This window comes from Rhizobium sp. BK538 (assembly GCF_014197575.1).
Lineage (GTDB): Bacteria > Pseudomonadota > Alphaproteobacteria > Rhizobiales > Rhizobiaceae > Rhizobium.
Window position 1 is genome coordinate 44,828 of the sequence record NZ_JACIFT010000020.1, and the last position, 14,333, is coordinate 59,160.

The 14,333-nt window shown below is 60.4% G+C and carries 8 protein-coding genes; 3 read left to right on the forward strand and 5 right to left on the reverse strand.

Features of this window, described 5'->3' with window-relative positions; all coding sequences use genetic code 11:
* Nucleotides 1-3: 3 nt before the first annotated feature.
* Together FHX09_RS22530 and FHX09_RS22535 are read left to right on the forward strand one after the other, a co-directional pair.
* Entirely contained in the window at nucleotides 4-243 is a 240-nt protein-coding gene (locus FHX09_RS22530; protein ID WP_184450679.1) for a DUF4160 domain-containing protein, read from the forward strand.
* Nucleotides 191-643, forward strand: a complete 453-nt coding sequence (locus tag FHX09_RS22535) for a DUF2442 domain-containing protein (protein WP_246699493.1) — start codon at nucleotides 191-193, stop codon at nucleotides 641-643. Before FHX09_RS22530 ends, FHX09_RS22535 begins: the two co-directional genes overlap by 53 nt.
* A 405-nt stretch (nucleotides 644-1,048) precedes the next feature.
* Here the strand turns inward: FHX09_RS22535 and FHX09_RS22540 are convergent, their stop codons facing one another.
* Entirely contained in the window at nucleotides 1,049-1,330 is a 282-nt protein-coding gene (locus FHX09_RS22540; protein WP_007791104.1) for a DUF982 domain-containing protein, read from the reverse strand.
* A 290-nt stretch (nucleotides 1,331-1,620) separates the two neighbouring features.
* Between FHX09_RS22540 and FHX09_RS22545 the strand changes: the two genes are divergently transcribed.
* Nucleotides 1,621-1,896, forward strand: a complete 276-nt coding sequence (locus FHX09_RS22545) for a BON domain-containing protein (RefSeq protein ID WP_007791107.1) — start codon at nucleotides 1,621-1,623, stop codon at nucleotides 1,894-1,896.
* A 256-nt stretch (nucleotides 1,897-2,152) separates the two neighbouring features.
* Here the strand turns inward: FHX09_RS22545 and FHX09_RS22550 are convergent, their stop codons facing one another.
* The 4 genes from FHX09_RS22550 to FHX09_RS22565 all read right to left on the reverse strand — a co-directional run bounded on the left by FHX09_RS22550 (nucleotide 2,153) and on the right by FHX09_RS22565 (nucleotide 14,067).
* Entirely contained in the window at nucleotides 2,153-3,052 is a 900-nt protein-coding gene (locus FHX09_RS22550; protein ID WP_184450680.1) for a HipA domain-containing protein, read from the reverse strand.
* A gap of 553 nt (nucleotides 3,053-3,605) precedes the next feature.
* On the reverse strand, nucleotides 3,606-5,084 hold the full coding sequence (locus tag FHX09_RS22555) for an HlyD family type I secretion periplasmic adaptor subunit (protein ID WP_184450681.1): 1,479 nt from the start codon (nucleotides 5,082-5,084) through the stop codon (nucleotides 3,606-3,608).
* Complete coding sequence (locus FHX09_RS22560) at nucleotides 5,081-7,258, reverse strand: type I secretion system permease/ATPase (RefSeq protein ID WP_184450682.1); 2,178 nt, start codon at nucleotides 7,256-7,258, stop codon at nucleotides 5,081-5,083. The genes FHX09_RS22555 and FHX09_RS22560 overlap by 4 nt, the downstream gene beginning before the upstream one ends.
* Nucleotides 7,259-7,326: 68 nt before the next feature.
* Entirely contained in the window at nucleotides 7,327-14,067 is a 6,741-nt protein-coding gene (locus tag FHX09_RS22565; RefSeq protein WP_184450683.1) for an adhesin, read from the reverse strand.
* Nucleotides 14,068-14,333: the final 266 nt, after the last annotated feature.

Genomic DNA, 14,333 nt, shown 5'->3' on the forward strand with positions numbered 1-14,333 from the left:
ACGGTGTTGAATTTCGCAGGACTGCGAGCGGTCATTTATCCCAACGATCATCGGCCTGCTCATGTACACGTCATTGGCAACGACTGCTCTGCGGTTTTTATCATGAACTGCCCTGATGGGTCGCCAGAGCTGAGAGAGAACAGAGGGTTCGGGAAACCAGAACTCGGTAGGATCGCAAGGAGTTCAAACGATGCGCGAAAAGGTATCTGCGAAGCATGGAGCCGCATCCATGGAGATTTCTGATCTTGAGTTCGACCTGGCCAACATGAGCGGAATGGAGCCGCAGTTGGGGCCATACGCCACATCGGCCCGCTACGACGCTGAGCATGACGCCATCGTCGTGGTGCTTAACAACGGCTCTTTCATCGGTTTTCCCGTCGAGAAACTGCAAGGGCTTCAAGGTGCTAACGCTTCGCAATTGAACAACGTCGTTGTCGAGGCCAAGGGTCTTGGGCTTCACTGGCCGGATATCGATGCCGATCTCTATGTTCCAGCTCTGATGGACGGAATTTTGGGGTCCAGAAAGTGGATGGCAGCGCAATTGGGGTCCACTGGTGGGAAGGCAAAATCCGGCGCAAAGGCCGCTTCATCGAGACTCAATGGCTTAAAGGGCGGTCGTCCCAGGAAGAATGTCGCCGCGTAATCGCTAAGACCGCACCTGCGTAAAGATCGGAAATCGTCTCAGGTCCAAGCGAACCTGTGTAGCAGGAAGTCAGGCACAGCTTTATGCCGCTCATAGAGAGCCATCAGCACTTCATGATCAGGCACGGCGTGCGGACATGCTTCGCCATGGTGAACTCCGGTCATCACGAGCGCCGAGCGGATACATACCGGCCTGATTGGCGCCGGATCGGTCATCCGGACGCAGGCGCTGCCGCCGCCGTCATTTGGCTAAGAGCCACGATCCAATAGCTCGCGGCGACGAAGGATGAGGGAGGTCACAAGCTCTCTTGGGATCCCCTCGGTGTCCCCTTACGCCATCGTTTCAGAGGTGGACGAATGCTTCGCCCACAAGCGCCTCCAAATGCGATCTGGCCGAGGCATACCGTCAGTGAACAACGGCGATGACGGGAATTCCGGCTTCCTCAGCAGCGCGAATAAGTGCGGCCCGTGCTGCCATAGCGGGGGTATGGCCGTGAATGGCATCCAGGCATGTTTTTACGGCGGCCATGTATTCCTCGCCATCGTCTGAGGGCCAGGCGACGATAAGGGCCTCGGCGACTTCCCGTAGTGATGTGACCAGCCTGTGCTTTTCTCGACCGCTCATTACAAGCAACAGAGGAGCGAAATCTTCGCTTCTGTGCCAATCCATTACACCTGCCCTTTGCATGGCTAATAATCCTTTAACCCTGCAAGAAGCGTTCCACATCCGCTGTGAAGCTCACATGCCCACCCTGGATCGGCCACTTGGTGCCTGATCGGGGAGCCCTGACGGCAATTGCGCAACAACGACCAAGAGCTCTCTGATGTCCTCTCAACAAGGATGGGGGAGCATTTAAGTCAGATGACGCGGCGGAAAAGTCGGACCTAAGTCTGACTGGCAAGCCTAAGTCGCACCCATCATATTAGCATCAGGTGAAATGCATGAAGTTCCGTGGAGGGGCGGAACAGGAGGATGGTATGAAGTTCGGCCCTGACAGCTACAGCCATGACGAGTGCTGTTCACAAGGCCATAGTTCGGCGTCGACCATCGCGACAATCGAAGCAGCGCTATCGGCTGATCCAGATATCGACAGCAGTGCCATTATGATCAGGATGCTCGGACCAATTGTTTTGCTCGAAGGTTTCATAACAAACACCGCAGACCGCGACAAAGCCATCTCGCTTGCCGCGATGATCGTAGGCCCGCAGAACGTGCAGGATCGGATGCTCAGCCGCTTCCCCCAGCAGGACTGAACGGTTTCGCGGAGCTTCGGACCAAGGTCCGACAAAGCGACGGACTGAAGCCCCACGTCTGGAACACTTCCTCCATTTAACGGTTTGACCCCAAGCGGAAACAAACCGCGTCAAAGGAGGAAACCGCCCACCAGATGAATTGAATCCGACCAGCGGCGTGGCGGTCCGACGTCGACCTTGGGGCTTTTTCGAAATTGGTAGCGAATGCCGCAACAGCGCCATTCAGCGGCCGGCCGACACGACTGAGCTTCGCCATCTAAATTTGTTCCGCTCCAAAACCGGGATACACGAAAGCACCTTCGATAGTGTTGCAATCGATTTCGGTCACGCCCGCTGAGCGCGCAACATGATACCAGGCGTCTCGAACTGTATTTGTCATGTTTTTCATGATCGCGATGGCCTCTTCCCGGCCTAACAGGAAGCGATGGCACTGAGACAGTAAGTTGCTCGCACGAGCTATCCGACCCTGATCTCCGCAAGTAATCGCCAAATCCCTTTGTTCGAGACTGATCGGCGTAGATGGGGTTAGATCATAAGCCGGTGACAACTTCCAATCCTTGTTCCTGGCCTTTGCGGCGTGGTTCCGCGGATGATCGTCGGTGTTGGAAATCAGCGCGTTGAAAGACATCCGTTTGAATAGTTCGTGTGCTTGCCGTTGGGGTGCCTCGCACACACGACGAAGTTCTTCGGCAAGCAGGATGTAGGACCAAAGATCACTTGAACGGTGACTGTCATCCGCCCGCAGGAGGGTCAATCCGCTCACCATCCTCGCCCGGTGATAGCCGCCCTGCACTTTTTCACGATCAAACCGCTTGACCAGAAGAACGTCGCGGTCGGCGACCGTAGTGATGCGACTATCCGCTGTCAGAAGGCCGCATTCTCGGCCGAGTTGGAGCATCGCAGGGTCGGCCATTTGTGCAAGCTGATCCGCCATCCCGAATACCCAAAGCATGGCGGCGTAGACGGCAATGCTTGTGGACGCCTTCCCCTTCTCGGCATCCGAGACTACGTGTCTGCCAACGCCGATTTTTTCAGCCACGTCCTGTACTTTCAAATTCCGTCGAAGGCGCGCCGTCCTGAGATTCGCGCCGAGAGTTATTAGGGAACGCTCCACCATGTACGGGGGCGCCAAACTCAAGGCATTTCTTTTCGACATGGCGGTTAAATCCTCCACAAACTGATTTAATGGTCGTTTTAACAACCATATACACCGCGTATAACATGTCGGATCGTGGTTGATAAAAACTACAGGCTCTGTAGACGATGCTCGTGACCCGTTGAACTATCAGCGCACCGACGCTGCATTCCTGGATGTTATTCTTGGCAACGAACGATGACCCCAGTTGCGTTGTTGAAGCGCTGGGGTGTCGTTCATTCTCGCCACAGCGTGCGATACAGCAAAGCTTGCGGGCACTGAGACAATTCCATGAGGCCGCCCTTGGAGGGGCAATCCAGCCTCTCCATCTCACCTCAAGTGGGATTCAGCTCAGGTCCAAGAGAACCTGTGATGCCGTAAACCTTCGCAAAAACGTGGATGCGCTAGCCGCCAAGTGGAAACGCAAAGCACGCAAGAAAGCCTGAACCTGCGGTCCTCGGCGAATGCTTACCTGTCTTCACGGACTTGGGATTACTCGTGATCTTGTCCTGGATTCGATACTGGAGGTGCATAGTCGCAGTCTCTCAGTCACGTATCCGACGGAATCCAGGCCTCACCGCTCCTTCATCGCCCCGGAGGCGATCTCAGCCAGCGGCGAAAACAGGTATTCGAGGATGCGGCGCTTGCCGGTCTTGATCTCGACGGTGACGGACATGCCCGATGACAGCGGTTGCCTGAGGCCCTCGATCTCGATGTCGTGAACGTCCAGCCTGACGGTTACCGGGAACACGAGGTTCTGGACACGCTGGGCATTGGCGATCGGCACCGCACTCTGCAACGCCTTGGCGGGATCGCCTTCGAGTTGACCCGCATCCGGCTCGGGGATGGCGTCGCGAGCCACACCGGTTACCCGTCCGGTGATGATGCCGTAGCGGGTGAAGGGGAAAGCCTCGACCTTGACGACGACAGGCTGACCGGCGGCAACAAAGCCGATGTCGCGGTTCGGCAGATAGGCCTCGACCTCCAGGGTGCCGTCTCCAGGAACGATCCGCATGAGTTCGGCGCCGGCTGAGACCACCTGGCCAACAGTGGTGATGGCGGACGCCTGGACGGTCCCGTCGATCGGGCTCGCGATGGTCATGGACTGACGCCGCTTGCGCGCCTTGATCAATTGCTGTTCCAGGGTGTTGGCGCGTCTGGCTGCCTCGCCCTCTCGGCTGACGTTGTCGGCGATGAAGGTGGCGAGCGTCTTGTCGCCGTCGCTTGAGGCGACGGCAAGCGACGCCTTCGCCTCGGTGAGCTGCCCGCTCTCCTCGGTCAGGACCGCCAGTTCCTTCTGCTGCGTCTCCATCGCATCGATGAGAGATGCCCGCGTACCCACCGACTGGTCGATGAGGGCATTGTGGAGCTTGACCCGTTCGGTGAGCGTGTCGACCAAGGTGGTCTGCGCCCTGACGGTCTGCTCCAGGCGGGCAACCGTCGCCTGGCTCTGGGTTCTCTGGGCGGCGATGTTGGCAAGTGCGGTATCAAGCTGCGCGAGATCGGCACGATAGATCGCCTGTTCGCGGTTGCGAACGTCCTGAGCGATGGTGCCGTGGAAGAGTAGTTGCTGCTGGATGCCCGGCCGTTCCGTCAGCCAGATCCCATCGCGCTGCCAGCGATCGGCGGTGTCCACGACAGCTTTCCGGCGGGTGACCTCCGCCTGCAGCGCCTCCAACTCGGTGAGGATCCCGTCCTCGTCGGACTTCAGCTCGGTTTCGTCGAGCTGCACCAAGAGATCGCCGGCCTTGACCCGCGCTCCGTTGGTGACCGGAACCGAGATCGTCTTACCCGTCTCGATCGATTGGATCACCTTCACCCGCCCAGTCGGCTGGATCTTGCCCTGAGCGGTCGCGACGATGTCGAAGGTGCCGAGATAGCTCCAGACGAGAGCGCTGATCACCACGGTCGCAATGAACCACATGAACGCGGTGCGGATCGGCGATGCCGGGGTCTCGAGGATCTCGAGGGCGGCCGGCAGGAAGGCGTTGTCGGCGCGCGGCCGCTTCGGCGGACGACCTTTCCGCTTGTTGGGGCGCACGAGCACGTTCATGCCTGGTTGAACCCCGTCTGCAATGCCCAGAGATGCGCATAGAGACCGTTGGGACGGGCAAGCAGGCTCTCGTGGTTACCCTCCTCGACGATGCGGCCGTCCTTCATGCCGATGATGCGATCGCAGTGGCGCACCGTCGCCAGCCGGTGGGCGATGATGATCACGGTACGGCCTTTGACGATCTCCCTCATATTGCCGAGGATGATCCGCTCGCTCTCGTAGTCGAGGGCGGAGGTCGCCTCATCAAGGATCAGGATCGGCGGGTTGGTCGCCAGGGCTCGGGCAATCGCCAGGCGCTGGCGCTGTCCGCCCGAGAGATTGGCGCCGCGCTCCTCGATCAGCGTGTCGTAGCCGCGCGGCAGCTTGGCGATGAACTCGTCGGCACCCGAGAGCCGTGCCATCCGCATGGCCGCTGAGCGCGACATCGACGGGTTCACCAGGCAGATGTTGTCGTGGATCGTCCGGTTGAACAGCATGTTTTCCTGCAGCACGACCCCGATATTGGCCCGCAACCAGGCCGGATCGACCTGGGCGATGTCCTGCCCGTCGACGAAGACCTGCCCGCTGCTTGGTACGTAGAAGCGCTGCACGAGCTTGGTGAGCGTCGACTTGCCTGAGCCGGACGGTCCGACAATGCCGATGACCTCGCCCGACCGGATGCCGAAGCTGATGTCCTTCAGCACCTCAGGACCGTCATGCGAATAGCGGAAGTTGACGTGCTTGAAGCCGATCGCACCCTTCGGCGGCGGCAGGCTGGCGGCGACCGATGGGCGCGGTTCCGCCGGCGCGTTGAGGATATCCGCCAGTCGAGCCACCGAGACCTGCACCTGCTGGAAGTCCTGCCAGAGTTGCGACAGCCGCAGGATCGGTTGGGAGACCTGTCCGGCGATCATGTTGAAGGCGACGAGAGCGCCGACCGTCAGCTCACCATCAATCACCGCCTGCGCGCCGAAGAGCAGTAACGCGGCCGACGTGATCTTGCTGACGTATTGGATGGCGTTCTGGCCCTTGGCGGCAAGCATGGTGGTCGCGAAGGACGACTGGACGTATCCCGCAAGCCGCTCCTCCCATTGCGAGGCCACGACCGGCTCGACAGCCGACGCCTTCAGCGTCTGAACGCCGACGACGGTCTCGACGAGGAACTGCTGGCTGTAGGCGCCGCGCTCGAACTTCTCGTCGATCTTGTCTTTGAGCAGTGGGCGGATCAGGAAGCCGATCGCCAAATAGAAAGGGATCGAGGCGACGACGATCCAGGCGAGCCGTGTCGAATAAGAGAACAAGACGAAGATGAAGACGAAGGTGAAGATCAGGTCGAGGCCGGAGAACAGTCCCTGCCCGGTCAGGAAGTTGCGGATCGTCTCCAGCTCGCGCACGCGGGCGATCGTTTGGCCGGTCGGGCGCGTCTCGAAGTAGTTGAGCGGCAGGTTGAGCAGATGCCGGAACAATCGTCGTCCGAGTTCGACGTCGATGCGATTGGTGGTGTGCGAGAGCGCATAGGTGCGCATATATTGCAGGATCACGTCGAACAGGCCGACGGCAACCAGTCCGACGACCAGAACGATGAGCGTCGAATAGCTGCGATGCGCCAGCACCTTGTCGACCACCACCTGGAAGAACAGGGGCGTGATCAGCGCGAAGATCTGCACGATCAAAGAGGCCAACAACACATGGCCGAAGGCATGGCGATAGCGCCAGATCGACGGCAGGAACCAGCGGAAGCCGAAGGCGTCGCGCGCAGCACCCGGTCCGGCGAAGCGCCGCTGCAGGAGAATGAATGCTCCCGAGGTCTCGCCAAGCAGGGCGGATGCATCGACAAGCCGGGTGGTAAAGTCGAGCGGATTGACGAGCTGGTACATCGCATCGGCATTGGCCGCACCGAGAATGGCGAAGGAACCGTCGAGCAGGCAGGCGATCGCCGGAACGGGCAAAGTTGCCAACCGCGCGGCGCTGACGCCACGAACCGTCCGTGCCTTCAGGCCGATAATCTTGCCGGCGCGCAGGAGGTCATCGGCGACCGCGGGCTTGTCCAGCGCCAGCTCGCGGGCCAGCGTCTCCGGTCGGGATGCGATCCGAAAGTAACCTGCTATGGCGGCAATGGCGGCAAGGCCGCTGTCGGGCGGCAGAGCAGCACTGTTGCCGCTCTGCTCCGCCTCATCGATGAGGGCGACGGACATGATGGGCGATCACACCGTGTCCGTTGCTGCCGGGGCACAGGGTTCCCCGGCATTGGTCTCGATGGCCATCAGGCGGCCCGATAGGCAAGCGAGGCGTCGGCGACGAGAAGCTTCTCGCCGTTGACCGTTTCGTAGGTCGCTGTGCCCGCGATGGCTGACCCGTCAGCAAAGGCCTGCGATCCCTCCGGCGTGTGCAGCAGGTTGACGAGCTTGATGCCAGCCTCCGACATCGTCATCAGTTCGCCGGCGTCGGTGATGCCGTTCTGGTTGGCGTCTCGCCAAACCCGGAACTCGCTCCAGCGGTCGTCATTGGCGTCGAGCACGTTGTCATGGTTGCTGTCGAAGACGAGCCGCAGAGCATCAAGGTCGGTGATCGGGCCGTCGCTTTCTGCGATCTGCTCCGGCGTAACCCAGTCGGTAAAGGCCAACTCCCGTGACTGATTAATCAAGCCGTCCGAACCAACTGCGCCGTTCGAGCCAAGATCGATTGCAAGGAAACCATCATCCGACCCCGCCCATGCGGTGTTGTCCCTAGCAGAGTCACCGTCCCAGTCAAAGCTGGGCGACGATTCGCCTGAAAGACTATTAGGATCAAGGGGTCGTAGGTCGATATGACCGTCGCCGTCTAAATCCACCAACACAGGAGTCTTTGTCCAGCGCACCCATTTGTCGATGAGAACGCCATCCCTATATCTGTACCACGCGTCCATCGTACCGGCAGTGTAGTGGTAATTCGTCCAAGTCCCGTCATCGTTGTATGATGTTGCGGAAGTAATCATTCTGTGGCTAGTCATCTGATACACGTATCGTGTCCACGACTTGCTGTTGTTGTAGTCGTACAGGACCTGCGCGATGTTCCCACCATCGTAGGTGATCGTCTGATCCGTCATTTGCCCAGCGGCATTGTAATTAGAAACGATGTTCGACCAGTTTTGCGCATTGGCGGGATCGTACGCATATTCCGTCCGCGTCCCATTGTCGTAATAGTTGATTTGGGTGGTCGTCCGAGCCGCGGCATCCTGCATCACGAGGACGTAGGACCAAGTCTGAGCGTTGACGACATCCCAAGTGTAGTACCACGTCCTGCCATCGTCGTAATGGTTGACCTGATTGGTCTGGCGACCGGCGGCGTCCCAGGAGTATTCGAGGATCGCCCAATCCGCTACGTTGGTGGGATCGTATTGGACCCCGTACCGGGTGCCGTTGTCGTTATACTGCGTCACGACGGTAAGCTGTCCGGCCGTGTTGAAGCTCTGGACGTATGTCGACCAAGTCACCGTGTTGGTCGGGTCGTAGCTGTAGACGTCCCATGTGCCGTTGTCGTTGAAGTTCGTCTGGTTAAGCACACGTCCGGCACTGTCGATGTACTGCTCGTAGCGCGACCAGCTTCCAGCATTCGCAACGTCATAAGTGACGGTGTTGTGGGTGCCGTTGTCGTTGGTCTGGTCGATGAAGGTCAGCTGGCCGGCGGCATTGAAGGTCTGCTTGTAGGTCGACCAAGTGGCTGTGTTGGCTGGATCGTAGTTGACCTGCACTTTGGTGCCGTCATCATTGGTGGTGACCTGGACTGTCAACTGGCCAGCCGCGTTGAAGGTCTTGTCGATCTTCGCCCAAGTGTTGGCGTTGGCGGTGTCGAAGTCCGTCGTGCCGGTCAGCACACTCGCGGCGCTGTAGAACTTGATCTGCGTTTGCGCCCCTGTGGAGGTGAAGGTGATTTCGGCGCGAGTGCCATCATCCTTGTACTGGATTTCGACTGTTTTCTTGCCCTGAGCATCGAACTGCTGTTCGACCCTGGTCCAGGCTTGTGCATTCAACGGGTCGTAGAGCGTTGCAGATGTCAGTAGGCCCGCCTTGCTGGCGTGGGTGACGCTCAGCGTCTGACCGCTTGCCGCATCATAAGCCGTTGTCACCGAGCTGCCGTCGGCGGCAATGTCGACCTGGGATGTCTTGCGTCCCTGCCCGTCCGAGGTCAGGCGTCTGGTGAGCGATCCAAGCGCGTTGACAGTATCGACGACTGTCTGGGTCAACGAGCCTGCGGCGTTGAAGTCAGCCTTGGTCAGCGTCACCGATCCATCTGCATGCGTGACCGCCGTCTCGGTATGGTCGACGGTGCCATTGTTGTCGGTGTCTTTGGAGAGCTTGGTGACGAGACCGTCGGCGCTGGTGGAGATCGTTCCCGTCGCCACGATCGCCCCTGCGGCGGTGGTTTCGGTCACCGTGGTGACGATGGAGCCGTCGATCTGGTGCACCGACTGCATCGTCACTTCGAAAACGCCGTCGCCGTCGAAGTCGTAGCGCAGAGTTTTCCTCTGGCCGTCGGTCGAGGTCGTGGTCTCGGACTTTGCCGCAATCGCCTGCGTCCAGTAGACACCGCCTGCCGTCAGATAGGATACGTTGCGGGCCGTGGCGTTATTGGTAACGACGGTCTTCGTTGCTCCCGTTGCATCTATGGTGACCGTCTCGACCTGATCGATGGTGCCGTCGCCGTTGACGTCCTTTGAAGTCGTGACGGTTTTGCCGTCGGCCGAGACAATGGTCGTGGTCTTTGCCGCCAGCGTACTGGTTGCAAGGTCGGTATCGGTGGTCACTGTCGTGCGGCTGCCGTCGGCATGCACGATGTCGTCGACACTGCGCTGGCGCTCGTTGCTGCCGTTGCCGTCATAGTCCCAGGTGATCGTGGTGTGGCGGCCGTCGGCCGACACCGTCCGCACCGAGCGGTCTCGAACAGTGGTGCCGTCAGCGTTGAAGTCCGTTGTCGTCGAGGTGAGGATACCAGAGTTCGCCGTGACGCTCTGCTGGCGCTGATCGATGATGCCGTCGCCATTGGCGTCGCGCTCGACCGTTACCGTCAGCTTGTCAGCGCTTGTCGTGGTGACTGTCCTGTCGAGTAGATGACCGCTGCTGTCCGAGGTCGTTGCTGTCTGGCGGATCGTGCCGTCGGCCAGCACCTCGCGCGTGTCGGCGCGGCTCTGATTGCCGAAGCCCGGACGCTCGTCGCTGGAAGCGACGACCCTGCCGCTCGCATCCGTTGCCGTGATCGTCTTCGAGATCAGCGTGCCATCCGTCTTGCTTGATGTGACGGTGCGCGTCGTCGTGCCATTAGCGTTAAGCACCGTCACGTCGGTGGCGGTCTGTCCATAAGTGCCCGAGCCGGTCAGGTCCCACTGCTCGGTGATTGAGAAGCCGTTGGCACTGGACGTGATCTGATGACGGCTGGCCAGCGTTGTCCCATTGAAGACGCTGATGGTGCGTGTGCGCGAGCCATCGGCATTCAGCACCGTCACATCGGTCTGGCTCTTGTCGAAGCTGCTGCCGGCACCTGTCGTATCCCATTTGGTCGTCACCGACAGCCCGTCGGCCGAGGTGTCGACGACCATTCTGCTCTTGAGCGCGCCACCGACCCGCTCCTCGGCCGTCGTGGTTTTGCTGCCGTCGGCATTAAGCGTGGTGATATCGGTGGTTTTGTTGTCCGCCGTGCCATTGCCGTCGGTATCGTAGTCGACGGTGCGCGTTAGGCCATCGGCCGAGACGGTGACCGTCTTCGTGTCGGTGACGATGCCGCCGGTCGTCAGGTCGGCGAGGACCTGCTTGACAGAACCATCCGCCTGCTTGGTTGTGACCGAGCGCTGGTCGAACGTGTTGTCGCCATCAAGGTCGCTCTCCACCTTGGTTGACAGTCCATGGGCCGCGACCGTGGTGACCGTGCGGCTTTCCAGAGCGTTGTTGGCCTTGAAATAGGAGAGCGTCTCTATCGTGCTGCCATCGGCGTTGAGCACCGTCACGTCGCTCATCGAGCGGACCGTGCCGGAGCCATCTTCCCAGGCGGCCGTCTTCGTCAAACCGTCGCCGCTTGCCGTCAGCGTCGACTTCGAGGTCAGCACATTGCCCGCGGACTCGGAGACGACTCGCGTCTGGCTGCCATTCGCGTTGAGCGTTGTCGTATCGGTGACGACCTTTTCGAAGGTATTGTCGCCGTTGAGATCAGAGCTTGACGTCTTGGACAGGCCGTTGGCGGAGTTAGTGGTCACCGAACGGCTCGCCAGCGTTCCGTCCGCCTTGTAGGTCTCGACCGTGTCCGTCGTTTCCCCGGCGGCGTTGACTGCGATCTTCTCTTGGACATCGGTCGAAGCATTGCCGTCAAGGTCAAACGTCTTGGTGGCTGTCTTGCCGTCGGCGCTGATAGTCGTTGTCGCCTTCGAAATTAGCGTGTTGTCGCCCCCGCGGGTCACCTCGACCGTCTGCGTCGAGCCGTCCGCATTGAGCGTGCGCGTCGACGTTCCACGTCTGTCGATCGTGGCATCACCATCGGCATAGACGACCGTCGACGTGGACAGGCCGTTGGCGCTGGTGGTCGTCGATGTTCGATCGATACGCGTTGTGCCGCGATAGTGAGAAACAGCCGTGTTTACCGAGCCGTCGGCGTTCAGCGTTGAGATTTCAGTTGTCTTCAGATCGATGGTGCCGTCGCCGTTGACATCTTCGCTTGTCGTGACGGAAAGGCCGTTGCCCGAGGTGACGATCGTCTTCCGGTCGAGAAGCTTGCCATCGCCGGTGGTGAGCGAGATCGTCTCGGTGCGGCTGCCGCCGGAATTCAGGACGGTCTTGTCGGAGAGAATCCGGTCGGTGCCGCCGCCATTGATGTCAAGGCTGGAGGTCTTGGTCAGGCCATCGGCACTGACCGTATCCGTCCGCGTCGCCAGCACCGTACCGTTGGCGGCATAGTCGGTGCGAACAGTCTCGGTGTGGCCGTCGGCGAACGCCGTCCTGACCTCACGGCTGTCAAGATGGCCGTCACCATCCGCATCCGTCGCCACCGTGGTCGTTTGCCGGTCGGCGCTGACGACAGTGGTGGTCTGCTGCTGTAGCGTCTCGTTGGCGCTTCTGACGCTGACCGTCTCGGTCCGCGTACCGTCCGCGCCGAGCGTGATGATATCTGACGCAATCTGGTCGACCGTGCCGTCGCCGTTCAAATCGGCCCGCACAGTCTGCGACAGGCTGTCGGCCGATCTCGTCGTCACGGTCTTCGAAAGCACCGTGCCGCTATAGCTCTTGACCGTCACCGTCTCGGTACGGCTGCCGTCGGCATTGCCTGTTATGACGTCGGTGACGATACGATCGGCATTGCCATTGCCGTCGGCATCAACCGTCGTGGTCTTCGACAGGCCGTCAGCCGAGCTGACGGCGGTGGTCTTGTTAACCAGCGAGCTGTCGGGATTGAGGGTACTCGCGGTCCTGGTTGTCGTGCCGTCGGCGGCAACGGTGATGCTGGTGAAGCTGTCATTCGCGGCGTCGCCGTTTGCATCCGTTGCAATGCTGATTGTCTTCAAGTCGGCGCTCGTCGTTGTGACCGTCCTCGACAGCAGCGTGTTGTTGCCGCTGACCTGCTGCACCGTCTGGGTCCGCGTTCCGCCGGCCGATACAACGGTGATGTCGCTGTCGACGACGTCGATGTTGCCGTCACCGGTCACGTCGGAGGAGACTGTCTTCGACAGGCCATTGGCGCTGGTGACCGTGGTCGACTTGCTCCGCAAGGAGCCGTCGCCATTGCGTACGGTTGTCTCGGCGGTGATGTCGCCCGAGGCGGCGATCGTCGTCACCGTCACCGAGCGGGTGTCGACCGTGCTGTTGCCGTCCTCGTCGTCGGCGATGGTGATCGTCCTGTTGTCGGCGCTCGTCGTCGTCACTGTCTGAGAGAGCAACGTGCCGTTGATCGCCTTGGTGTCGACCATCTTCGTGCGGCTGCCGTCGGCGGCCACAACAGTCGTCGTCTCCGAGACGACCAGGTCGTTTGCACCGTCTCCGTTGATGTCGATGGTGCTGGTCTTGGAAAGACCGTCGGCTGTCGCCTCGACCACCACCTGCTGCTGCACCGTGCCGTTGAGGCTCAGCATCTCGGTCGTCGTCGTCGATGAGCCGTCGGCATGCTTCACAAACACCTGACGCTCATCGATCACGCCGTCGCCGTCCCTGTCGAGGCTCGTCGTCACCGTCTTCAGATCGGCGCTGGTCACTGTGGTCGTGCGGTCGGCCAGCGATCCGTCGGCATTGAAGTTGGAGATCGTCTTGGTCCGCACGCCATCGGCGGCAACCGAGACGACCACGCTCTGAGACCGGTCGAAGGTCCCGTTGCCGTCGTCGTCGAACTGCGTCGTCACCGTGTTTCCATCGGCACTTGTCGTCACCACCTCGTGAAAGGCCAGGCTACCGTCGGCGTTATATCCGAGGATGTCTTTCGAGATCGAGCCGTCCGCGCCAGTCGCACTCGTCGTGCGGATGATGTACTTGTTGCTGTCCACCGCCAACATTGCGTCGCCGGCAATCCCGGTCGTGCCGTTGGCCCGCGTGAATGTCGTCGTCCCCGTGATCGCCGACCCGTCGGCAAAGCTCTGGCCGCTGCCAGTTGGCGTCAGATCGATCGAGGTGATGCCGAGGCTGTCGAGCGAAACGAGTTGGCCATTCACTTCGACCTTGAACTCCGACCAGCGTGCATCGCCCGCGTCCAGCTTGCCGTTGCCATTGGTGTCGAAGACATGCTTGAGCGCTTCGAAGTCGGTCTTAGCCGTTTGGTCCCATTCGGTGAACACGAATTCGTTGGAGCGGCTAATTTTACCGTCGCCGTCAGCATCCAACACCAAGACGCCTACACCCCGCCCTGCCCACGCCGTGCGCGTCTCGTAGCCGCTGCCGTCGAGGTCCGCGAACCTCGATGACGAGGTAAGGTCGTCGAGGTCCAGGCCAGTGCCGGCAAGGTCAAGAAGGATAGGAGCACTTGGTCCTTTGCCGCTGGTACTTCTTGACGCCCCGCTCACCGCGCTCTTACCACTGGTGCTTCTTGACGCACCACTCAGGCTGCTTCCGCCCCAACTCCCATAGCCGCGTGTGTTTTGATTATCGCGAAGTCCGCCCGACGAGGATGAGGGATTGGATTTTGTCCCACCATTTGTGGAAGACGTGCTCTTGCCGCCGCTCGATGAGGATGTGTGACCACTGCCTCCTGAAGAGTAGCTCCCACCGCTCGAATATCCACCAGATGCCGAGCCGTGTCCACCGTCGTTGACTGAGCCACTCCGGCCAG